At 74.2% G+C, this 20,687-nt stretch carries 23 protein-coding genes; 11 read left to right on the top strand and 12 right to left on the bottom strand.

The genetic code is table 11. From position 1 onward, the window contains the following. Window positions 1-153: 153 nt before the first annotated feature. The gene (locus tag E4U92_RS11115; RefSeq protein WP_229862229.1) at window positions 154-531 is read left to right on the top strand and encodes a peptidase inhibitor family I36 protein; all 378 of its coding nucleotides are present in this window, start codon (window positions 154-156) and stop codon (window positions 529-531) included. Between the two features lie 42 nt (window positions 532-573). Here the strand turns inward: E4U92_RS11115 and E4U92_RS11120 are convergent, their stop codons facing one another. Further along, window positions 574-1,254: an O-methyltransferase gene (locus tag E4U92_RS11120; RefSeq protein ID WP_137300176.1), complete on the bottom strand. Its 681-nt coding sequence runs from the start codon at window positions 1,252-1,254 to the stop codon at window positions 574-576. A 275-nt stretch (window positions 1,255-1,529) separates the two neighbouring features. On the opposite strand from E4U92_RS11120, the gene E4U92_RS11125 reads away from it, so the two are divergent. The 3 genes from E4U92_RS11125 to E4U92_RS11135 all read left to right on the top strand — a co-directional run bounded on the left by E4U92_RS11125 (window position 1,530) and on the right by E4U92_RS11135 (window position 5,184). Further along, window positions 1,530-3,596, top strand: coding sequence for a bifunctional glycosyltransferase 87/phosphatase PAP2 family protein (locus tag E4U92_RS11125; protein WP_168725092.1), 2,067 nt, complete (start codon window positions 1,530-1,532; stop codon window positions 3,594-3,596). A gap of 31 nt (window positions 3,597-3,627) precedes the next feature. Continuing rightward, window positions 3,628-4,470: an AraC family transcriptional regulator gene (locus E4U92_RS11130; RefSeq protein WP_137300178.1), complete on the top strand. Its 843-nt coding sequence runs from the start codon at window positions 3,628-3,630 to the stop codon at window positions 4,468-4,470. 81 nt (window positions 4,471-4,551) lie between these two features. Continuing rightward, a complete protein-coding gene (locus tag E4U92_RS11135; RefSeq protein ID WP_137300496.1) occupies window positions 4,552-5,184 on the top strand; it encodes a dihydrofolate reductase family protein in 633 nt (210 codons plus the stop codon). Here the strand turns inward: E4U92_RS11135 and E4U92_RS11140 are convergent. After that, entirely contained in the window at window positions 5,168-6,187 is a 1,020-nt protein-coding gene (locus E4U92_RS11140; protein ID WP_137300179.1) for a helix-turn-helix transcriptional regulator, read from the bottom strand. The two genes, E4U92_RS11135 and E4U92_RS11140, sit on opposite strands and share 17 nt — an antisense overlap. Window positions 6,188-6,285: 98 nt before the next feature. Between E4U92_RS11140 and E4U92_RS11145 the strand changes: the two genes are divergently transcribed. Next, window positions 6,286-6,738: a VOC family protein gene (locus E4U92_RS11145; protein ID WP_137300180.1), complete on the top strand. Its 453-nt coding sequence runs from the start codon at window positions 6,286-6,288 to the stop codon at window positions 6,736-6,738. 17 nt (window positions 6,739-6,755) lie between these two features. Here E4U92_RS11145 and E4U92_RS11150 read toward each other — a convergent pair whose 3' ends face one another. Next, complete coding sequence (locus E4U92_RS11150; protein ID WP_137300181.1) at window positions 6,756-7,178, bottom strand: ATP-binding protein; 423 nt, start codon at window positions 7,176-7,178, stop codon at window positions 6,756-6,758. Between the two features lie 81 nt (window positions 7,179-7,259). Here E4U92_RS11150 and E4U92_RS11155 point away from each other — a divergent pair, with 81 nt between their 5' ends. Together E4U92_RS11155 and E4U92_RS11160 are read left to right on the top strand one after the other, a co-directional pair. Continuing rightward, window positions 7,260-8,108, top strand: a complete 849-nt coding sequence (locus E4U92_RS11155) for a helix-turn-helix domain-containing protein (protein WP_137300182.1) — start codon at window positions 7,260-7,262, stop codon at window positions 8,106-8,108. Further along, window positions 8,068-8,277 carry a DUF397 domain-containing protein gene (locus E4U92_RS11160; RefSeq protein ID WP_137300183.1) on the top strand — a complete coding sequence of 70 codons (210 nt, stop codon included), beginning with the start codon at window positions 8,068-8,070 and terminating at the stop codon, window positions 8,275-8,277. Before E4U92_RS11155 ends, E4U92_RS11160 begins: the two co-directional genes overlap by 41 nt. Window positions 8,278-8,624: 347 nt before the next feature. Here E4U92_RS11160 and E4U92_RS11170 read toward each other — a convergent pair whose 3' ends face one another. From E4U92_RS11170 to E4U92_RS11195, 6 genes are all read right to left on the bottom strand, one after another. Further along, window positions 8,625-9,050 (bottom strand): aggregation-promoting factor C-terminal-like domain-containing protein, encoded by a 426-nt coding sequence (locus E4U92_RS11170; RefSeq protein WP_067231352.1) that lies wholly within the window; start codon window positions 9,048-9,050, stop codon window positions 8,625-8,627. A gap of 238 nt (window positions 9,051-9,288) precedes the next feature. Then, window positions 9,289-10,134 (bottom strand): ECF transporter S component, encoded by an 846-nt coding sequence (locus tag E4U92_RS11175; RefSeq protein ID WP_137300184.1) that lies wholly within the window; start codon window positions 10,132-10,134, stop codon window positions 9,289-9,291. Next, on the bottom strand, window positions 10,131-11,810 hold the full coding sequence (locus E4U92_RS11180; protein ID WP_137300185.1) for an ABC transporter ATP-binding protein: 1,680 nt from the start codon (window positions 11,808-11,810) through the stop codon (window positions 10,131-10,133). The genes E4U92_RS11175 and E4U92_RS11180 overlap by 4 nt, the downstream gene beginning before the upstream one ends. Beyond that, window positions 11,807-12,958, bottom strand: coding sequence for an energy-coupling factor transporter transmembrane component T (locus E4U92_RS11185; RefSeq protein WP_137300186.1), 1,152 nt, complete (start codon window positions 12,956-12,958; stop codon window positions 11,807-11,809). Before E4U92_RS11185 ends, E4U92_RS11180 begins: the two co-directional genes overlap by 4 nt. After that, window positions 12,951-13,637: an SCO2322 family protein gene (locus E4U92_RS11190; RefSeq protein ID WP_168725093.1), complete on the bottom strand. Its 687-nt coding sequence runs from the start codon at window positions 13,635-13,637 to the stop codon at window positions 12,951-12,953. The genes E4U92_RS11185 and E4U92_RS11190 overlap by 8 nt, the downstream gene beginning before the upstream one ends. Continuing rightward, the gene (locus E4U92_RS11195) at window positions 13,634-14,851 is read right to left on the bottom strand and encodes a prenyltransferase/squalene oxidase repeat-containing protein (protein ID WP_137300187.1); all 1,218 of its coding nucleotides are present in this window, start codon (window positions 14,849-14,851) and stop codon (window positions 13,634-13,636) included. The genes E4U92_RS11190 and E4U92_RS11195 overlap by 4 nt, the downstream gene beginning before the upstream one ends. A gap of 300 nt (window positions 14,852-15,151) precedes the next feature. On the opposite strand from E4U92_RS11195, the gene E4U92_RS11200 reads away from it, so the two are divergent. Beyond that, window positions 15,152-15,853, top strand: a complete 702-nt coding sequence (locus E4U92_RS11200) for a phosphotransferase (protein ID WP_137300188.1) — start codon at window positions 15,152-15,154, stop codon at window positions 15,851-15,853. 10 nt (window positions 15,854-15,863) lie between these two features. Here the strand turns inward: E4U92_RS11200 and E4U92_RS11205 are convergent, their stop codons facing one another. Then, on the bottom strand, window positions 15,864-16,205 hold the full coding sequence (locus E4U92_RS11205) for a hypothetical protein (protein ID WP_137300189.1): 342 nt from the start codon (window positions 16,203-16,205) through the stop codon (window positions 15,864-15,866). A 3-nt stretch (window positions 16,206-16,208) separates the two neighbouring features. Then, window positions 16,209-16,841: a TetR family transcriptional regulator gene (locus tag E4U92_RS11210; RefSeq protein ID WP_229862227.1), complete on the bottom strand. Its 633-nt coding sequence runs from the start codon at window positions 16,839-16,841 to the stop codon at window positions 16,209-16,211. A 224-nt stretch (window positions 16,842-17,065) separates the two neighbouring features. Between E4U92_RS11210 and E4U92_RS11215 the strand changes: the two genes are divergently transcribed. Genes E4U92_RS11215 through E4U92_RS11225 form a run of 3 tightly spaced genes read left to right on the top strand, consistent with a single transcriptional unit; the run spans window position 17,066 to window position 20,267 of the window. After that, window positions 17,066-18,439: a glycosyltransferase family 4 protein gene (locus E4U92_RS11215; protein WP_137300191.1), complete on the top strand. Its 1,374-nt coding sequence runs from the start codon at window positions 17,066-17,068 to the stop codon at window positions 18,437-18,439. Next, window positions 18,433-19,200, top strand: a complete 768-nt coding sequence (locus tag E4U92_RS11220; protein ID WP_137300192.1) for a class I SAM-dependent methyltransferase — start codon at window positions 18,433-18,435, stop codon at window positions 19,198-19,200. Before E4U92_RS11215 ends, E4U92_RS11220 begins: the two co-directional genes overlap by 7 nt. After that, window positions 19,197-20,267, top strand: a complete 1,071-nt coding sequence (locus E4U92_RS11225) for a prenyltransferase/squalene oxidase repeat-containing protein (RefSeq protein WP_137300193.1) — start codon at window positions 19,197-19,199, stop codon at window positions 20,265-20,267. The genes E4U92_RS11220 and E4U92_RS11225 overlap by 4 nt, the downstream gene beginning before the upstream one ends. 22 nt (window positions 20,268-20,289) lie before the next feature. Here the strand turns inward: E4U92_RS11225 and E4U92_RS11230 are convergent, their stop codons facing one another. Continuing rightward, window positions 20,290-20,580, bottom strand: coding sequence for a hypothetical protein (locus E4U92_RS11230; RefSeq protein WP_067232602.1), 291 nt, complete (start codon window positions 20,578-20,580; stop codon window positions 20,290-20,292). Between the last annotated feature and the right edge of the window lie 107 nt (window positions 20,581-20,687).

A 20,687-nucleotide genomic window follows, 5' to 3' on the forward strand; every position in this document is an offset into this window, starting at 1 on the left:
GGGCACATTCCGTACCGACGTGCGAAAAGGGGGGATTGGTCCACCCCGCAGGATGACCTGTTCCCGCGCGCGGAACGCGTTCGTCCGACGGGGCGGACCGGTACAAAGGTCAGGAACCGGGCGATGTCCCGATGCCCAGAAACGGAGCCTGCCGTGCCCACACGCCTGTCCCTGGCCCTGTCCCTGCTCGCCGCCACCGCCCTGACGGGGCTGGTCCTCGCGCCCAGCGCGTCCGCCGAGGCCGACCCGCCCGGCTGCCCGAAGGAGTACTTCTGCATCTACGCGGGGGAGGGCCAGACCGGCCAGCTCCTGGTGAAGTCCCAGCACAGTTGGTCCGGCAGCGTCAGCGGCCGGTCCGTGTTCAACAACGGCATCCCGTACCCGAACGCCGACCACATACAGCTCGTCTGGACGTACCGGGGCAGCACCTTCGAGCAGTGCGTGCACTACAACCCCGGCCCCGGCGACTACAAGCTCGACTTCGACGAGGGAGTGACGTTCACCAAGGCGACCTGGCGGGGCGAGTGCTGACCGCGCCGCCCCCCGTACGCCGCCCCTGACCGCGGCCCGGGGCTACGACGGCTGCGCGAGCACGCGGGCCAGGGCGAAGCCGTCGTAGCCCTTGCCGCCCACCGTCTGGATCGCCGTCCCGTCCAGCCTGGGGTGGGAGCCGATGAGTTCGACGGCCGCCCGGGTGCCGCGCACGTCGTCGGCGGTGCTGTCGGCGTCGACGACGCGCCCGCCCCGCACGACGTTGTCCAGGACGATCAGGCTGCCGGCCCGGGTCAGCCTGAGCGCCCACTCGACGTAGTGCGGGTTGTTGCCCTTGTCGGCGTCGATGAAGACCAGGTCGAACGGCGGGGGGTTCTCGTCGGCGAGCCGGGGCAGCGACTCCAGCGCCGGGCCGACCCGCACCTCGACCTGGCCGTCCAGGCCGGCCCGCGCGATGTTGCGCCGGGCGACCTCGGCGTGCCGGGGGCTGTACTCCAGGGAGATCAGCCGGCCCTCGGGCGGCAGGGCACGGGCCAGCCAGATCGTGCTGTAGCCGCCCAGGGTGCCGATCTCCAGCACGGTGCGGGCGCCCTGCACCCGGGCGAGGAGCTGGAGCAGCTTGCCCTGGTTCGCGGTGACGCTGATGGGCGGCAGCCCGGCCGCCTCGCTGTCGCGCAGCGCGGCCGCGGTCACCTCGTCGTCGGGGGAGAGGTGCTCGGTGAAGTAGGCGTCGACGGCATCCCAGACCTGCGACTCGCTCATGCGCTCTGCCCCGTCCTCGCTGTGCGACCACTGACGTCAGAAACTTAGCGGCGCTAACTGTAGCTCCGCCCACCGCCCCGCGGCGGGAAACCGACCCGGCGGGACGGCCGGTCCGCCGGAGCACTATCGTCTTCCGGACAAAAGGAGAGCGGACGTCAGGTGAAACCGGGGTGGCCTGCGTCTCTGTCCGGGGAGGTGCGAGCCTCATAGGGTTTGCACGGCAGACCCCGGCGCACAGGACGCGCGGGGCGAACGGGGCGGGAGGCCGACGCGGCGTGGCGAATGCGGAGCACAGCGGGCGACCGGCGGGCGCCTTCGGGGCGACAGCCGTCGGCGCGACCAGGGCGCGGCTGCACGCGGCCCGCCTCGGACTGTGGGCGGTCGCGGCGGTCCTCGCCGTACGGCAGGTGGCCGTCGTCCTCAGCACCCCGCGCGGCGAGCGCCTGACGGACCTGGAGACCTGGGTCGGCCAGAACGGCGTCCTGCACGTCAAGGGCTCGCTCTACGACTCCACCCGGTTCACCGGCACGCCGTTCGGCGGACTCGTCCTCAAGCCCCTCACCCGGGCCGCCGAGCAGGCCCTCGGCTGGGGCTGGACGTTCGGCTCGCTGCTGCTGGTCGTGGCCCTCGGCCTGGTGGCCGCCCGCGCGCTGCCCGAGCCGGTCACCCGGCGGGCGTCGCTGCTGGCCGCGCCGGTCGCGGTCAGCCTGCTGATGCTGTCGCTGCCGGTGCGCAACGCGCTCTGGCTCGGGCAGACGAGCATCCTGCCGGTGCTGCTGGTGCTGTGCGGCTGCTTCGTGGCCCGGGGCGAGCGCACCAGCGGCGTCCTGATCGGCGTGGCGGCGGCGCTCCAGCCGACGGTCCTGCTGTTCGCGCCGCTGCTGTGGTTCACCGGCCGGCGCCGGGCGGCGCTGTCCACCGGCGCGACCTTCCTGGCCTGCACCCTGCTCGCGTGGGCCGCGATGCCGCACGACTCGTACACCTACTGGGTGCACCACATGGCGGGCACGGGCCTCGGCGGCAAGGCCGACGACCTCGCCAACCAGTCGCTGCACGGCGCCCTGCTCCGCCTCGGCCTGTCCGGGCCGCTGGAGATCGGCCTCTTCCTCGCGCTCGGCGCGGCGGTGGCGGTGCTCGGCGTGCGCCGCGCGGTGCGCTACGCGCGCGACGGGCAGCTCCTGCTCGCGGTCGCGATCACCGGCTGCGCGGCGATCGCCGTGTCCCCGACGACCTGGCAGCACCAGCTCCTGTGGGTGCTGCTCGCAATCGTCGGCCGGGTCGGCCGGCGGGCCTCGGACCGGCTGGTGTGGCCGGTGGCGGTCGTCCTGGTGATGACCCTGCCGGCCCGGATGATGCTGCCGAACATGGCGGCGCTGTACCCGCTGCGGGACAACGTCGTGCTGCTCGCCGCGCTGGCCGCCGCCACGGTGGTGCCGTTCCTGTCGCGCACCTCGCCGTACTTCTACCGCCCGGTCCCCACGGAGTACGCCGAGCAGCCCCCGGCGCGCTGGAGCCGCGTCCCGCTGGTGCCCGTCCTGCGCCGGGTGCTGACCCGCCCCAACCTGCTGCTGGAGCTGCTGCTGATCCGCGTGACGTACGCGGCCTACCAGCAGGTGCGGCTCGCGGCGACCGGCGGCACCAACTCGGGCGGCCGGGCCCGCGCGGAGGCCCACGGGCACCAGGTCCTCGACATCGAACGGTTCCTGCACATCGACGTCGAGCACTGGGCGAACCACGCGGTCGTCAAGGTCGACTGGCTGCGGAACTTCTTCGACTTCTACTACGAGTCGTTCCACTTCGTGGTGCCGCTGTCGGTCCTCGCGCTGCTGTACTGGCGCCGCCCGGTCGACTACCGCTGGGCCCGCTCGGCGCTCGGCTTCGCCACGCTGCTCGCCCTGGTCGGCTTCTGGCTCTACCCGCTGGCCCCGCCGCGCCTGATGCCCGACCTCGGCATCATCGACACGGTCCACGGCGTCCAGGACTTCTCCCAGCCCGACTACGGCACGCTGACCGCCCTCACCAACCAGTACGCCGCGATGCCGTCCCTGCACTTCGGCTGGTCCCTGTGGTGCGGCCTGGTCATCGCGATCGTGGCGCCCAAGTGGTGGATGAAGGCCCTCGGCCTGCTGCACCCGCTGTTCACGGTCTCGGCGATCGTGGCGACCGGCAACCACTGGGTGCTGGACGCGGTGGGCGGCGCGGTCGTGGTCGTGGCGGGCTTCGCCCTCACCTACGCGCTCCAGGGCCCCCGGGGCCGCATGACGAGCACCACGGCGGTACGGCAGGAAGAAGAAGCCGCCCGCCCGCCGGCACCGGAGCGGGAACGCGCCGCCGGGGCGTGAACCCGGTCCGGCACGGGGGGACACTGGGGGCATGGACTACGTCGGACGGGTGCCCGCGCCGCCGCTCGACCGGTTCGTCGACGACGTCTACTGCCTGACCGGCGTGCCGCGGCACCGGCTGATGAACGTCCCGCCGATGCCGTCGGCGCACCTGTTCCTGCACCTGGACGGTCCCGTGCGGCTGTGGGACCCCGACCGGCCGACGGAGCCCGCGGTGTTCGCCGACGGGTGGTTCATGGGGGTGTGGACCAGGCGCTTCCTCTTCGAGTACCCGGCGCGCGTGCGGCTGGTCGGGGTGCACTTCAAGCCCTGGGGGATGGCGCCGTTCGTCGGTCTGCCGGCCACCGACCTGCGCGACCGGTGGGCGCCGGCCGACGCCGTCTGGCAGCGCTCCCTGGACCGGATGCGCGACCGCGCCGGCGAGGCCACGTCGGCCGCCGAGGTCCTGGACGTGCTGGAGGAGGAGCTGACCGCACGCCTCGCCGGGACCCCGGCGCGCGGCCTGGACCTGGTCCGGCACACGGGCCGGCGGCTGGAGGCCGCGCACGGCACGGTCCCGGTCGGCGCGCTCGCCGACGCCGCCGGGGTGAGCGGCAACCACCTGGCGCACCTGTTCAAGGAACACGTCGGGGTCACCCCCAAGCGGATGGCGCGCATCTACCGCTTCGCGCGGCTGATCCTGTCCGTGGACGCCGGGCACCCGGTCGACTGGGCGGACCTGGCGCAGTCCGCGGGCTACTTCGACCACGCCCACTTCAGCCGGGAGTTCAAGGACTTCACCGGTCACACGCCCACCCAGTACCTGGCCCTGTGGCGCCGCTTCCCCGGTGAGCGCGGCGGCCCGCACGACTTCGGGCCGATGCCCGCCGATTGATTTCTTACATGCCCCGGCCCTCCGCGCCGCGCCACGATGGCGGTGAACCCGACGACGACGGACGAGGACGAGGAGGACCCCGTGGGCGTGGTGATCTTGCACAGCGTGGTGTCGGTGGACGGCTTCATCGCCGACGACGAGGGCGACGTCGGGCCCCTGCACGAGTGGTACTTCAGCGGGGACGTCCCGATCCTCCCCGGCCCGGGCGCCGGCGGCGCTGAGGGCGACGAGCCGTTCGACCACTCCGGGAGCGGGGGCGGCATCCGGGTCTCGCGGGCGTCGGCCGACTACGTCCGGTCGACGTGGGAGTCGATCGGCGCGATCGTCATGGGCCGGAACCTGTTCGACCAGGTGAACGGCTGGGAGGGCAAGCCGCCCGCGGGCGAGCACGTGGTCGTGGTGTCCCACCGGCCCAAGCCGGACGGCTGGCACCCCGAGGCGTCCTACCACTTCGTCGACGACGTCACGGCCGCGATCGACACGGCCCGCACGCTCGCCGGGGACGGGACCGTCGCCGTCAACGCCGGCGACGTGGGCGGCCAGATCCTCGCGGCCGGCCTCGTGGACGAGGTGGCCATGGACGTCGTCCCGGTGGTGTTCGGCTCCGGCCGGCGCTACTTCGGCGGCATCGACGGGCAGCACCTGCTGGAGGACCCGCACGTGGTGATCCAGGGCGAGCGGGTCCTGCACCTGCGGTTCAGGGTGCGCCGCTGACCGCCGCCGGCCCGGACGGCCCGGTGCCTCGCGCAGGGGAGGCGGCGGCGTACCGGGCGGCCAGGGCGGCGAACGCCTCGGCGAGTTCCGGGGGGTCGATCACCTCCATGGCCGCTTCGAAGCGGCCGAACGACGCTGCGAGCGCTCCCCACGACCATGAGCCGGCGGTGAGGGTGCACGTGTGGTCGTCGACGGCCTCGGCGGTGCCGTCCCCGACGAACGGGAGGACCTCCCGCACCGGCAGGTGGAGGAGCACCGTTCCCCGGCAGGGCCAGGCGTCGGTGTCCGAGCCCTTGAACCGGGCGGAGACGAACCCGGCGACGTCGCCCCCGGGGACCGGGCGGGGGGTGAACCGGGGGCCGTTGGGGATGCGCGGACGGATGCGTCGCGCACTGAAGAGCCGCCAGTCGTCGCCGTCGAGGTCCCACCCGACGAGGTACCACCTGCCGTACGAGGTGACGAGGTGGTGCGGCTCCACGCGGCGGGCCGGCCCGGCGGGGGCGGCGGCTCCTGCGTCCCGTGGCACGTAGTCGAAGCGGAGGACCTCCCTGTCCCGGATCGCGTCGGCGAGGGTGACCAGCACGTCCGGGGACACGTCCACGGGAACGGTGTCCCCGGCGCGTCCGACGGCCGTGACCTCGAGGGCGTCGAGGCGGTGGCGCAGTCGCGCGGGCACCACCTGGCGGATGGTGGCGAGGGCGCGGACGGCGGCTTCCGCGATGTCGGCGCCGATGGCCGGTGCCGCCCGCAGCGCGAGGGCCACGGCGACGGTCTGGTCGTCGTCGAACAGGAGGGGAGGCAGCTCGCTGCCGGCCTCGAGCCGGTACCCGCCGTCGGGACCCATCGTGGCCCGGATGCGGTACCCCATCTCCCGCAACCGCTCGATGTCCCGGCGCACGGTGCGGTCGCTGACGTCCAGCCGGGAGGCCAGCGCCGATCCCGGCCACTCCTGCCGCATCTGCAACAGCGAGAGCAGGTTCAGCAGCCGGGCGGTCGTCGTCATCTTTTCACGCTAGCCAAGGTCGAGGACAGAAAGTGACCTACACAGGCGGGAGGGTGGAGGCACCGGCCAGCCGGGCCGCCTGCCTCCGAGGAGTGACCATGACCATCCAGACCACCCCGCACCTGAACTTCCGCGGTGACGCCCGCCAGGCGCTGGAGTTCTACCGGTCGGTGTTCGGCGGACACCTCGTGATCAACACCTATGCCGACTTCGGCATGCCCGCCGACGTTCCCGGTGCGGACAAGGTCGTCTTCGGACTCGTCGCCTCGGACGGCGGCTTCCGTGTCATGGGGTACGACATCCCCGGACAGACCGGCGGAGGCATCGCCGGCGGCGGTTCGACCCGCCGCGAGAACAACACCACCCTCACCGACCAGGCGCTGTTCGTGTCGGTCGGGTCGGACAGCCCGGAGGAGCTCCGGGGCCACTGGGAGGCGCTGTCGCCCGGCGCGACCGTGGTCGAGCCGCTGGCCGCCTCGGCGTGGAGCGCGGGCTTCGGGATGCTCACCGACCGCTTCGGCGTCACCTGGAGCTTCAGCGTCACCCCGTGAGACCGGCGGGGCGGGGGTCAGTTCGGGTGGACGCACTCGAACCACACCGTCTTGCCGCCGCCCGGCTCCGGCGCCACCCCCCACTTGTCCACCAGCGCCTCCAGCAGGAGCAGCCCCCGCCCCGACTCCGCCTGCGGGTCCGCGGTCAGGACCACCGGCGGCAGCGGGGGCGCGTCGTCCGTCGCCTCCACGCGCAGCCCCGTCGGCTGCCGCTGTAACAGCACTGTGCAGCGGCGGCCCGGCACGTGGCGGTGCACGTTCGTCACCACCTCCGTCAGCGCCAGCTCGACCGCGTCGGTCAGGTGCGCCAACTCCCATTCCGCCAGCAGGGACCGCGCGATCCTGCGCAGGTGCCGCGGCGAGTGGTCGCCGACCGTCAGGACCAGGCGGTAGTGCGGCAGGCGCGGCGCCGCCGGCGTGGGGGGAATGTATCCGTTCACGGTACGAGAGTGCCCCGGGTTGACTACGCTCGGCCACCACTTGAATACAACGCGTTTCTCCGTGGTCGGAAGGGGCCCCGCGTGACCCACGTCAACGTCCTCGATCCCGGCGCCTCCCCGCTCGACTATTACGGGTTCGAGCTGCGGCGTCTGCGCGAGGCCGCCGGGCTGACGCAACGTCAGCTCGGCGACATCCTCAACTACACCGGGTCGCTGGTCGGCCAGATCGAGACGGCCCGCAAGGTGCCCACCCCGGAATTCAGCGAACGGCTGGACGCGGCGCTGGGGACCGGGGGGTTGTTCTCACGGCTGGTCGACCTGGTGCTGCGCAGCCAACTCCCGGCCTGGTTCCGGCAGACCGCCGAACTGGAGGCGCGAGCCACGGAGATCTGCACCTTCCAGACGCACATGGTGCACGGGCTGCTCCAGACCCGGGCCTACGTGCGCGCCGTGCTCAGCGTTCTCGACCACACCGACCTGGACGACCGCACCGCCGTCCGGCTGGGCCGACAGCGGATCTTCGAGAAGGAGCAACCGCCCGTCTTCTGGACGGTGATCAGTGAGGCCGCCCTCCACCAGGAGATCGGCGGACCGGACGTCATGCGCGGCCAACTCGCCCACCTGTTGGCCTTCCAGCACAACCCGCGCATCAACATCCAGGTGTTGCCGTACGCGGCTGGAGCGCACGCCGGATCACAAGGCTCATTCACCGTCTTCCGGTTCACGAGCGATCCCACCATCGTCTACACCGAGGGATACGGCAGTGGGCACCCGACCGCCAATCCGGACACGGTCGGGGACTGTTCGCTCCGTTACGATCATCTCCGGGCCGCCGCTCTTTCCCTCAAGGGCTCGGCGGAGTTGATCCGGCGTGTGATGGAGGAACGCTATGGAGAGCAACGCGTTGACGACGGTGATCCAGTGGCGTAAGTCCAGCTACAGCGGAGACCAGGGCGGCGAATGCCTCGAGGTCGCCCTCACCCCCAGCCCCGCCATCGCCGTCCGGGACTCCAAGAACCCCGCAGGGCCCGTGCTGTCCTTCCGGCCCGGTGCCTTCCAGGAGTTCGTCGCCTGGAGCGGGGACACGGCCGCCGGCTGAGTCACTCCCTGCCGGACGACGTCAGGGCCAGGACCGCCGTCAAGAGCGCGGCGATCAACAGGGGCACGCCCAGGTCGTGGTGGACCACCAGCCAGGCGCCGATCAGCGCCCCCGCGAACATGGCGACCACGGACGCCGTGCGGCGCGGGGAGCGGTGACCGGAGCCGCACCATCACCAGGGGCAGTCCGCGCGCTTCGGGGTCACGGGAGACGGTGTCGGGGCCGGGGGTGTCAGGGGTGTCGCCGCTCACCCTCCCAGTGGACCACGCGCGGGGGCGGGGAACGCCGAAGGCGGCGACCCCGGGTGGGATCACCGCCGTTCGGCTGTGAGGTGAGGGAGGTGCGGCTCAGTACCAGCCGTTGGCCTGCCAGAAGTTCCAGGCGCCGACGGGGCTGCCGTAGCGGGAGTTCATGTAGTCGAGGCCCCACTTGATCTGGGTGGCGGCGTTGGTCTTCCAGTCGGAGCCGGCGGACGCCATCTTGGAGCCGGGGAGCGCCTGGACGAGGCCGTAGGCGCCGGAGGAGGCGTTGGTGGCGTCGACGTCCCAGCCGCTCTCGTGCTGGACGATGTGCGAGAAGGCGTTGAACTGCGCGGCGTCCGGGATCATCTTGTGCGCGATCGCCTGGGCCTGCGTGGCGGAGGCCACGGAGGTCGTCGCCGCGTGGGCGGGGGCCGCGGTCAGGGCCATGCCGACGGTGGCGGCGGCGACGGCGGCGGTGCCGAGGACCTTCTTGGGGGACGACACGACGCGGCGGATGACGGAGACGGACACGGAGAACCTGTTCTTTCGGGGACGGGGAGGCCGCCGGACCCGCTGCGGGGCCCGTGGCGACGTCGTCCAGAGAAACAGGCCCGAATTGCCCTGGCAAGAACCCCTTGTACTAGTTGTGGCCGCATCCCGGGTCGGCGCGACGCCTGTGAGCTGGATCTCAACGCGCAGGTCAGGGGCCCTTTTGGTGTGCTCATGGCGTCCCATTTGTCCCACTACCGTGCTTAGGGGGTGAGCTGCGTCATGTGGGATGGTTCACCGCTCGACGGGTCGGCGGCGGGTCGTCGACGGCCTCGAACGTGACCGGCGTCTCGAACGCGGCCCGCCGCGTGGCCCGGCGCAGCGCCTTGAGCACCGCCGGGCCGAGGGTGAGCGTCAGGACCACCGTGACGACCGCCCGCCCCAGGTCCCAGCCGAGCGAGGTGGCCACGCAGTAGGCGACGAAGCGGGCCAGGTTCGCGGGCACCGGCGCCTGCGGGTCGAAGGCGATGCCCGAGGCCAGCGCGCCCATGAAGGGCCAGCCGGCCAGGTTCATGATCGTGCCGTAGGCGAAGGCCGCCAGGAAGCCGTACCCGGCCAGCAGCGCCAGCTCGGCCCGGCCGCGCAGCCGGTCCGGGCCCGGCAGCAGGCCCGCGCCCATCGTGAACCAGCCCATCGCCAGCATCTGGAACGGCATCCACGGGCCCACCCCGCCCGTGAGCAGCGCCGACGCGAACATCGTCACCGAGCCCAGCACGAACCCGAAGCCCGGCCCCAGACAGCGGCCGCTCAGCACCATCAGGAAGAACATCGGCTCGATGCCCGCCGTGCCCGCCCCGATCGGCCGCAGCGCCGCGCCCGTCGCCGCCAGCACACCGAGCATGGCCACCGCCTTCGGCCCGAGCCCCGACTCCGAGATCGTCGCCGCGACCACCGCGACCAGCAGCACCAGCAGACCCGCGAACAGCCACGGCGCGTCCTGGGCGTGCGCGGCCACGGCGGAGGCGGGCGGCGCGACGAACGGCCAGCCGAACGCGGCCACCCCGACCCCGCTGACCAGGGCCAGCGCCGCCACGGAGCGCGGCCCGAGACGGACGGCCCGGGTCATCGCAGGGCCTCGCGCACCTGCGCGACGGTCAGCCAGGGCTGCGGCGCCAGTATCTTCGTCACCTGCGGGGCGTACGACGGGGACGACACCACCACCTCCGGCGTCGGGCCGTCCGCGATCACCTCGCCCTCCGCGAGCAGCACCACCCGGTGGGCCAGCTCGGCGGCCAGCTCCACGTCGTGGGTGGCCAGCACGATCGCGTGCCCCGCCGACGCCAGCTCCCGCAGCACGACGACCAGGCGGGCCTTCGCCGCGTAGTCCAGGCCCCGGGTCGGCTCGTCCAGGAGCAGCAGCGGCGGACGCGCGGTCAGCACCACCGCGAGCGCCAGCGTCAGCCGCTGGCCCTCCGACAGGTCGCGCGGGTGGACGTCGTCCGCGATGCCGGGCAGCAACTCGGACACCAGGGCCCGGCAGGTGCCCGGCTCCGCGTCCGCGTCCCGGTCGGCGGCGGCGCACTCGGCGGCCACCGTGTCGGCGTACAGCAGGTCCCGGGGCTCCTGCGGGACCAGGCCGACCCGGCGGACCAGCTCCCGGGGCGCGGTGCGGTGCGGGACCGCCCCGCCGACCCGGACCGTCCCGGCGGACGGCTCGACCAGCCCGACGAGCGTGCCGAGCAGCGTCGACTTCCCGGCGCCGTTGCGTCCCATCAGCGCGACCGTCTCGCCGGGCGCGACGGTGAGGCCGACGCGCCGCAGCGCCTGCACGCGGCCGCGCCGTACGGCGAGCGACCGGACCTCGGCGACGGCGGCGGGGGCGGCGGCCGCCGGGTCGGCCCTGCGGCGGCGCCACCGGTGGACGGCAGGCGGACGCGGCAGCGGGGCCGGCACCTCGGGGGCCTCCCGCCCGGCGGGCGGCGTGCGGTCCCGCAGGCGCTCCCGCAGGGCGCCCGCCCGGCGGCGGGCGTCGCGGACCGTCAGCGGCAGCGGGGACCAGCCGGCCAGCCGGCCCAGGTCGACCACCGGCGGGTACACCGGCGACACGGCCATCAGGTCGGCCGGGTCGCCGAGCACCGGGGCCGCGCCCGGCGCGGGCAGCAGCGCGACCTGGTCGGCGTACTGCAGGACGCGCTCCAGGCGGTGCTCGGCCAGCAGGACGGTGGTGCCGAGGTCGTGGACCAGGCGCAGCAGGACGGCCAGGACCTCCTCGGCGGCGGCCGGGTCCAGGGCGGACGTCGGCTCGTCGAGGACGAGGACCCGCGGGTGCGGGGTGAGCACCGAGCCGATCGCGACGCGCTGCTGCTGCCCGCCGGACAGCGTGGCGATCGGCCGGTCGCGCAGGTCGGCGAGGCCGAGCAGGTCCAGCGTCTCCTCCACCCGGCGCCGCATCACCGCCGGGGCCAGGCCCAGCGACTCCATGCCGTAGGCCAGTTCCTCCTCGACCGTGTCGGTCACGAAGTGCGACAGCGGGTCCTGGCCCACCGTGCCGACCACGTCGGCCAGTTCACGCGGCTTGTGGGTGCGGGTGTCGCGGCCGTCGACCGTGACCCGGCCGCGCAGGGTGCCGCCGGTGAAGTGCGGGACGAGCCCGCTGACCGTGCCGAGCAGGGTGGACTTGCCGGCCCCGGACGGCCCGGCGAGCAGGACGAGTTCGCCCTCGGGGATCGTGAGGTCGACTCCGCGGACGGTGGGATCGGCGGCGCCGTCGTACGTCACCGAGACGTTCTCGAAGCGGATCACGACGGCTGCTCCTTGTGACGTGGGGGCTTCGCGGGGGCCAGGAAGGCCGGCAGGAGGCCCAGCAGGACGGCCGCGGCCGGCCCCAGCGGCAGGACGGGCGCGACCAGCGGGACCACGCCCGGGTGCAGCGCCGCCGGGTCGGAGGCCGCGGCGGCGGTCAGCAGCGCGGCGACGGCCGTGCCCGAGGCGGCGACCAGGCAGGACCGCGCGTTCCAGGTGTCGGGCCGGTAGCGGGTGCGCGGGGACCGGCGGCCGCCCAGCCACAGGCCCGCGAGGGCCGCCGCGACCCCGGCGAGCAGCACCGGCACGCCGTACGTGCCGCCCTCGGCGGTGAGCAGCCCGTACGTCCCCGCGCACACCCCGAGCAGACCGCCGAGGGTGAGCGCGGTCGTCGTACGGCGCAGGGCGGCGGGCAGGTCGGCGGTGCGGCCGTAGCCGCGCGCGTCCATGGCCGCCGCGAGGGCGACCGAGCGCTCCAGCGCGCCCTCCAGCACTGGCAGGCCCACCTGGAGCAGCCCGCGCAGGCCCCGGTCCGGGCGGCCCCGCAGCCGGCGCGCGGCGCGCAGGCGGTGGACGTCGGCGATCAGGTGCGGGGCGAAGGTCAGCGCGACGACCACGGCCACGCCCGTCTCGTACAGGGCGCCGGGGAGGGTCTTCAGCAGGCGGGTGGGGCTCGCGAGGGCGTTCGCGGCACCCACGCAGACGAGCAGCGTGGCGAGCTTCAGACCGTCGTACAGGGCGAAGAGCAGGGCCTCCGCGGTGAGGTCGCCGCCGATGCGGATGCCCTGCGCCCAGCGGGGGAGCGGGACCTCGGGCAGGGTGACCAGGGTGTGCGTGCCGGGGATCGGGGAGCCGAGCGCGACGGCGAACACGAGCCGGACGAGGAGCACGGTGACGGCGAGCTTGACGAACGCGGAGTAGGAGCGGGACCAGGGGGTGTGCGGGCGGGACGCCTGCACCACGTAGGCGGACGTGGCGACGAGGAGGGCGAGCAGGAGCGGGTTGGTGGTGCGGGTGGCCGCGGTCCCGAGGGACAGCGACCACAGCCACCAGGCCGCGGGGTGCACGGGCCGGGCGTCGTGCGAGGTGCGGGGGTGCCGGGCCGGCAGGTGGTCGGACCTGTCGGCGGCTGACGGGTGGTCAGTCATGGCGGTTTCTGCGGGACTGCCACACCGCTGCCGCCGCCAGGGCGGCCACCGCGGCCGCGCCCGCGTACCAGGCCAGCCGGGGCCCGTCGCCCCCGTCGCCCCCGTCGCCCCCGGCGCCCTCGGCGCCCTTGTCGTCCTTCGGGGCCGCCGCAGGTGTCCGCTCGGCGGTGCCGGCGACCTGCTCGCCGCACCCGCGCTTCGGGTAGCCGGCGATCGCGCACAGCAGCGCGTTGGTGTCGTAGCGCAGCGGCTTGGCGACCGCGGCCAGGGCCTCGGCGGTGCTGGCGTCCTCATCGACCCGCGCACAGGCCGTCCGGGCGGCGGGCGGCATCTCGCCCCCCGGGGCGTCGGCGGCGGTGCCGAAGTCGATGACCAGCGCGACGCGCTTGCTGCCCGCCCGGGCCGGCGTCCCGGCGCACACCTCAGCGAAGGAGGCCGTGCCGCGCGGCCGGCTCGCGTCGGCCGAGTCCTGGCTCACCGCGAAGCGGAAGCCCTGCACCGAGCCGTCGGCGGGGCGGGACGTGGCCGGTCCCTGGGTGGCGTAGGCCCAGCCGCCGCCGGTGCGCTCCCAGAACGACCAGTAGCGGTAGCCGGCGGCCCCGGCCGGCGCGGCCGCGAGGGCGCAGAGCAGGGCGGTGAGGACCCCGGTGAGCAGGAGCGTCGTCGCGCGCCGGGTCACGGCTGCTGCCTCCGGCGGGCGCGGGCCAGGAAGAGGGCCGCTGCGACGAGCACCACGAGGACGACCGCGCCGACGGTGACCCACAGAGTGGTGGAGCTGCCGTCGTCGGAGGTGCCGGACGCCTCCGGCTTCCTCGTCGCCGTCTGCTTCGGCGCCGGGCCGGTCGCGTCGAGCAGCCGGACCAGGTCGGTGGAGCCGAAGGCGCGCGGGTCGGTGCCCGTGGCGTGGGCGGCGAGGACGAGCTGGGCGTAGGCCGCGGGTCCGCTCCGCGCGGCCCACTGCGGCGCGTTGGCCTCCAGCCAGCGCAGGGCGGCCGTGGCCTCGTCGGCGTGGCCGGCCGCGGCGAGGGCGACGACCGCGTCGGCGGTGTTGCCGTAGTCGGGCTGGTTCTCCGCGCCGGGGAGGGCGGAGACGAGGTGGTGGTCCTTGGCGAGGGCGGTGGAGAGGTACCGGGCGCCGTTGCGCGCGGCCTGCTCCGGGGTGGCGGGCGCGGCACAGCCGGAGGCGGACGCGGCCGCCTTCGCGGCGGAGGCGTTCAGCGGCTGCCCCAGCGCGCCGAGGACGGCCGCGGCCGTGGCGTCGGCGTTGGCCGTCAGCTCGCCCTGCTTGTCGGGCTGGTAGGCGAAGGCGCCCGCGCCGTCGCCGGTGCAGGGGAGGGCGAACGTCAGCAGGGCGTCGTACGGGGACTTGCCGCCCTTGACGACCCGCTCGGGGCGCTCGCCCGCCGCGACGAGGGCGCCGGTCACGACGGCGGTGGAGTTGGCGTCGCTGGCCCCGCCGGGGTTGTAGCCCCAGCCGCCGTCCGCGTTCTGCACGGACTTCAGCCAGGTGACGGCCTTGCCCGTCTCGGCGGCGTGGCCGCCCAGCGCGGTGAGGGCCTGGACCGCGGCGGCCGTGCTGTTGGTGTCCGCCATCAGCTTGGCGTCGCAGGGCTTCGCGGGATCGGCGCGGAAGGCCGCGAAGGCGCCGTTCGCGCACTGCTGGCCGGTCAGCCAGGCGACCGCCCGGTCGGCCGGGATGACCCCGGCCGTGTCCTGGGCGAGCAGGGCGAGCGACTGGCGCCACACCCCGTCGTACGTCGGGTCGGCCGTGCCGGACAGGCCGTCGGGTATCGCCACCGACGGCGTGGGCGAGGGGGACGCGGCCAGGGCGGGCGCGGCGGCGCCGATCACGGCGGCGGCGGCCAGGGCCGCGGCGCTGCGGCGGACGTTCATGATCGGCGGGTGCCTCTCCCTCGGGGGGCCGGGCAGCACGGGACACCCCGGCGGCTCGGCTCCGTAGACCTCGACGGTGCGTGGCGTGCCCCGGCGGGGCCGACGCGCGTGAGCCGGTCACGTCCCGGACGAGGCAGTCCGGCTCACCGCCCGGCGGACGGCTCACGGTTGCGGGTCAGCGCCGGTTTTGCACCGGCTTCCCCTCGTACGGGTGTGATGACGACCCGGTCACTGTACCGGCCCGTAACCGGGGCGCCGAGAGCGGGCCGCGGGGGACGGGAGCGCCGGTATGTTCTGCGCATGACGACGGAGGGGGAGGCCGGGACGCCGGGACCGCTGCTCGGCTCCGGGCGCACGGCCGACGTGTACGCCCTCGACGACGGCTGGGTGCTGCGCCGGGACCGGCGGGGGTACGGCGACGCGGCGGCCGAGGGCGCGGTGATGGCGCACCTGCGGCGGTACGGCTACCCGGTGCCGGCCGTGCGGCCGTCCGCCTCGCGCACCGACCTGGTGATGGAGCGGCTGGACGGGCCGACCATGCTGCACGCGTGCGCGGCCGGGACCCTGGGCCCCGAGGAGGCCGGGCACACGCTGGCCGGCCTGCTGCGCGCCCTGCACGCCGTACCCGGCCGGGAAGACCCCGGCACCCGCGTCCTCCACCTCGACCTGCACCCCGACAACGTCGTCCTCACCGCCGACGGCCCCCGGGTCATCGACTGGACCAACGCCGAGGAGGGCGACCCGGCCCTGGACTGGTCCACGTCCGCGGTGATCCTCGCCCAGGTCGCCGTCTCGGCCCACCCGCTGGCGGCGCCGGCCCGCCCGATGCTCGACGCGCTCCTGGCCGACCCGTCGCCGCTGACGGAGACGGCCCTGGCGCAGGCACTCCGGCGCAGGGCGGCCGACCCGACGATGAGCGCGGAGGAGGTGGAACTGCTGGGGGCGGCGGAGGAGTTGGTCCTCGGCTACCTGCCGCCGGGCCGGCCGCGCGGCGGCGCCTGACCGCACGGCCTCAGTCGGCCACGAACCACAGGTAGCTGCCGGGAGTGGCCGCGCACGCCCGGAGCAGCGCCGCGAGGTCGTCCAGCGCGTCCCGCCGACGGTCGCTGCCGCACGCCTCCTTCAAGCCCTCGATCTCCCGCAGGGCGGCCTCGGCCTCCTGCTCGTTCATCAGGGTGTCCCGGTACGGATCGAGAGCGGTGAGCCGCCCCCGCACACCGCTCTCGTGCAGCGCGGTGAGCGCCTCGGCCAGCACCTCGCCGTACTCGTAGGACCGCCGCAGCAGGGTCGCGCGGGACCGGCGCCAGTCCTTGCGGACGGGCCGCGCCGAGTGCAGCTCCAGGTCGATGCCCATGCCTCATGATGCACCGCCGGGCCCGGGGTCCGTGTGGTCGATCAGGCGGCAGGCCGTCTCTATGTCGGTGCGGACCTGGGCGATCGAGGCGCGGCCGGAGAGCCAGGTGATGAGCGCCGAGTGCCAGGTGTGCTCGATGACGCGGACCGCGGCGAGCTGGCCGGGGGTCGGGTCGGGGGTGCCCATGGCGTCCAGGATGATCGCCGTGGTCTGCCGGGAGACCTGGTCCACCTCGGGGCTGACGCTGCGGTCCGCGAAGGTCAGGGCGCGCACCATGGCGTCGGCCAGGTGCGGTTCGCGCTGCAGGGCGCGGAAGGCCCGCATCAGGGTCTCGGCGACGCGGGCGGACGCGGTGTCGCCCGCCGGGGGCCTGCGGCGCAGCGTGGCGTGCAGGTGCTCCAACTGGTCCTGCATCGTCGCCACCAGCAGGTGGACCTTGGAGGGGAAGTACCGGTAGAGCGTGCCCAGGGCGACCTGGGAGCACTCCGCCACCTCCCGCATCTGCACGGCGTCGAACCCGCCCCGGCCGGCCAGCCGCGCGCTCGCCTGCAGGATGCGTCGGCGGCGGGCCTCCTGGCGCTCGGTGAGGGCGGAGGAGGCGGGGCGCGCGGCGCCGGGGTCGGCTGTGGTGTCCACGGGCATGGGTCCCGTCCGTGACAGTCGGTGAGGAGGGGCGATCACACAGCATGGCAGGGCCCGCGGCGCTCCGCGGCCGTGGCGTGAATCACCTGATCCACTGCTCACAACGCCCTTACCGGCCGGTAGATTCAGAGCCTCCCGAACGATCAAGTCTGAAACTTGTTCTAGATTAACGTCCCGTCGTAGTCTCGCGGGACAGTGCAGGCAGAAGGGGGCCCAGAGTGACCGCTGAGGCCAGTCGGGCCCGGTCCCGGCGGGACCTTGTCGTGAACGGCGAACTGCCGCTCACCATCGCGCTCCTCACCTACAAAGGGAACCCGTTCTGCGGGGGACAGGGCGTCTACGTACGGCACCTCTCCCGCGAACTGGCCCGCCTCGGCCACCGCGTCGAGGTCATCGGCTCCCAGCCGTACCCGGTCCTGGACGAGGGCTACGAGCACCTGTCCCTGACCGAGCTGCCCAGCCTCGACCTGTACCGCCAGCCGGACCCCTTCCGCACCCCCGGCCGCGGCGAGTACCGCGACTGGATCGACGCGCTGGAAGTCGCCACCATGTGGACCGGCGGCTTCCCCGAGCCGCTCACCTTCTCCCTGCGCGCCCGGCGCCACCTGCGCGCCCGCCGCGGCGAGTTCGACGTCGTGCACGACAACCAGACGCTCGGCTACGGCCTGCTCGGCGACGTCGGCGCCCCGCTCGTCACCACGATCCACCACCCCATCACCGTCGACCGGCAGCTCGAACTGGACGCCGCCGAGGGCTGGAAGCGCCGGTACTCGGTGCGCCGCTGGTACGCCTTCACCCGCATGCAGAAGCGGGTCGCGCGCCGCCTGCCGTCCGTGCTCACCGTCTCCGGGACCTCCCGCCAGGAGATCGTCGACCACCTCGGCGTCCGGCGCGACCGCGTCCACGTCGTCCACATCGGCGCCGACACCGAGCTGTTCTCGCCCGACCCGTCGGTGCCCGTGGTGCCGGGGCGCATCGTGACCACGTCCAGCGCCGACGTGCCGCTCAAGGGCCTGGTGTACCTCGTCGAGGCGCTGGCCAAGGTCCGCACCGAACACCCCGGCGCCCACCTCGTGGTCGTCGGCAAGCGGCCCACCGGGGGCCCGGTCGCGCAGGCCGTCGAGCGCTACGGCGTCGAGGACGCCGTCGAGTTCGTCAAGGGCATCTCGGACGCCGAACTGGTCGACCTGGTCCGCTCGGCCGAGGTCGCCTGCGTGCCCTCGCTCTACGAGGGGTTCTCGCTGCCGGCCGCGGAGGCCATGGCCACCGGGACCCCGCTGGTCGCCACGACCGGCGGCGCGATCCCCGAGGTGGCCGGACCCGACGGGGAGACCTGCCTCGCGGTGCCCCCCGGCGACGCGGGCGCGCTGGCCGCCGGACTGAGCCGGCTGCTCGGCGACCCGGAGCTGCGCCGGCGGCTCGGCGCGGCCGGGCGGGAGCGGGTCCTGAAGCACTTCACCTGGGCCCGCGCGGCCGAGGGCACGGTCGCCCACTACCGCGAGGCGATGGCCGGCCCGTCGCCGGACCCCGCCGCCCGGACCGCCACCGAAGCTGTTGCCGTACCCGATCCCGAAAGCAGGGCCACGTGCTGACCGTCGACTTCTCCCGGTTCCCGCTCGCCCCGGGCGACCGCGTCCTGGACCTCGGCTGCGGTGCCGGCCGGCACGCGTTCGAGTGCTACCGGCGCGGGGCGCGGGTCGTGGCGCTGGACCGCAACGGCGAGGAGATCCGCGAGGTCGCCAAGTGGTTCGCGGCGATGAAGGAGGCCGGCGAGGCACCCGAGGGGGCCACCGCCACCGCCATGGAGGGCGACGCGCTCGCGCTGCCGTTCCCCGACGAGTCGTTCGACGTCGTCATCATCTCCGAGGTGATGGAGCACATCCCCGACGACAAGGGCGTCCTCGCCGAGATGGTCCGGGTGCTCAAGCCCGGCGGCCGCATCGCCGTCACCGTCCCGCGCTACGGCCCCGAGAAGGTCTGCTGGGCGCTGTCCGACGCCTACCACGAGGTCGAGGGCGGCCACATCCGCATCTACCGGGCCGAGGAGCTGCTCGCCAAGATGCGCGGCGCCGGCCTGAGGCCGTACGGCACGCACCACGCCCACGCGCTGCACTCGCCGTACTGGTGGCTGAAGTGCGCGTTCGGCGTCGACAACGACAAGGCGCTGCCGGTGCGCGCGTACCACAAGCTGCTGGTCTGGGACATCATGAAGAAGCCCCTGGCCACCCGGGTCGCCGAGCAGGCCCTCAACCCGCTGATCGGCAAGAGCTTCGTGGCCTACGCGACCAAGCCGCACCTGCCGCGCCTCGACGCGGCGGACGCCGGCGCGACCTCCGAGGCGGCCGCGCGGTGACCACTCCCCGGACGGAACACCTGGTCCTGCCCGGGGTCCTCACCGCGGAGCAGGCCGCCGCGACCGTGCGCGGCATCCTCGCCGTGCAGCGCGAGGACGGCGCGATCCCCTGGTTCCGCGGCCACCACCTCGACCCGTGGGACCACACCGAGGCCGCGATGGCGCTGGACGCGGCGGGCGAACACGCCGCCGCAGAGCGGGCGTACGACTGGCTGGCCCGCCACCAGAACGAGGACGGCTCCTGGTACGCGGCCTACGCGGACGGCGCGCACGACGACGTCACCGACCGCGGCCGGGAGACCAACTTCGTCGCCTACCCGGCGGTCGGCGTGTGGCACCACTACCTGTCCACCGGCGACGACACGTTCCTCGACCGGATGTGGCCGACCGTGTACGCGGCGACCGAGTTCGTGCTGCGGCTCCAGCAGCCGGGCGGGCAGATCGGCTGGCGCCGCGACGACGACGGCACGCCCACCGCGGACGCGCTGCTGACCGGCAGCTCGTCCGTGCACCAGGCCCTGCGGTGCGCGCTCGCCGTCGCCGAGCAGCGCGAGGAGCCCCAACCGGACTGGGAGTTGGCCGCGGGGGCCTTGCGCCACGCGATCCGCAGGCACCCGGAGCGGTTCCTGGACAAGGACCGCTACTCGATGGACTGGTACTACCCGGTCCTCGGCGGCGCGCTGACCGGCGCGGAGGCCAAGTCCCGTGTGGAGGAGGGCTGGGACCGCTTCGTGGTGCCCGGCCTCGGTGTGCGCTGCGTGGTGCCCAACCCGTGGGTGACCGGCGGCGAGTCGGCCGAACTCGCCCTCACCCTGTGGGCGATGGGCGAGTCCGACCGCGCGCTGGAGATCCTCCAGTCGATCCAGCACCTGCGCGACCCGGAGTCGGGCCTGTACTGGACCGGGTACGTCTTCGAGGACGGGGCCGTCTGGCCGCGCGAGCTGACCACCTGGACGGCCGGCTCGCTGCTCCTCGCCGTCGCCGCGCTCGGCGGCCACGAGGCGACCTGCGCGGTGTTCGGCGGGGAGCAGCTCCCGAGGGGCCTGGACCCGGACTGCTGCGGCTGACGGGTCGGCGGCGCCCGACGGGTCAGTGGCGGCTGACGCGGCCGGCGATCGCGTGGCCCACGAACAGGTAGACCACCGCCGCCAGTCCGTAGCCCGCCACCACGCGGGCCCACGCCTCGTCGAAGGTGAACAGGTCGTACGACCAGCCCGCCAGCCAGCGGGCCGCGTCGTGGATGAACTGCACGAAGTCGTTCGCGCGGTTCGCGTCCAGCAGGTACATCAGGATCCACAGCCCGATGATCAGGGCCATGATGTCGGCGACGACCGCGATGACCCTGCCGGCCTGGTTACCGTTGCGGTATCTAGGGGACATGCCCATCGGATTGCCCTCCGGGGGGAGTTGAAACGCGGGCGGCGGGCGGCACCGGCGTCGGCAGCGGCCCCTCGCTCTTCGCCCCGCGTTCGCATGGAGTTCGGCAT

The organism is Streptomyces galbus, assembly GCF_005280195.1.
Classification (GTDB): domain Bacteria; phylum Actinomycetota; class Actinomycetes; order Streptomycetales; family Streptomycetaceae; genus Streptomyces; species Streptomyces galbus.

Bases quoted from the DNA above. Each gene is read 5' to 3' on its own strand.
- E4U92_RS11120 (WP_137300176.1), bottom strand. From the start codon at position 1,254: ATGAGCGAGTCGCAGGTCTGGGATGCCGTCGACGCCTACTTCACCGAG.
- E4U92_RS11130 (WP_137300178.1), top strand. From the start codon at position 3,628: ATGGACTACGTCGGACGGGTGCCCGCGCCGCCGCTCGACCGGTTCGTC.
- E4U92_RS11140 (WP_137300179.1), bottom strand. From the start codon at position 6,187: ATGACGACGACCGCCCGGCTGCTGAACCTGCTCTCGCTGTTGCAGATG.
- E4U92_RS11145 (WP_137300180.1), top strand. From the start codon at position 6,286: ATGACCATCCAGACCACCCCGCACCTGAACTTCCGCGGTGACGCCCGC.
- E4U92_RS11160 (WP_137300183.1), top strand. From the start codon at position 8,068: ATGGAGAGCAACGCGTTGACGACGGTGATCCAGTGGCGTAAGTCCAGC.
- E4U92_RS11175 (WP_137300184.1), bottom strand. From the start codon at position 10,134: ATGACCCGGGCCGTCCGTCTCGGGCCGCGCTCCGTGGCGGCGCTGGCC.
- E4U92_RS11185 (WP_137300186.1), bottom strand. From the start codon at position 12,958: ATGACTGACCACCCGTCAGCCGCCGACAGGTCCGACCACCTGCCGGCC.
- E4U92_RS11195 (WP_137300187.1), bottom strand. From the start codon at position 14,851: ATGAACGTCCGCCGCAGCGCCGCGGCCCTGGCCGCCGCCGCCGTGATC.
- E4U92_RS11200 (WP_137300188.1), top strand. From the start codon at position 15,152: ATGACGACGGAGGGGGAGGCCGGGACGCCGGGACCGCTGCTCGGCTCC.
- E4U92_RS11205 (WP_137300189.1), bottom strand. From the start codon at position 16,205: ATGGGCATCGACCTGGAGCTGCACTCGGCGCGGCCCGTCCGCAAGGAC.
- E4U92_RS11230 (WP_067232602.1), bottom strand. From the start codon at position 20,580: ATGTCCCCTAGATACCGCAACGGTAACCAGGCCGGCAGGGTCATCGCG.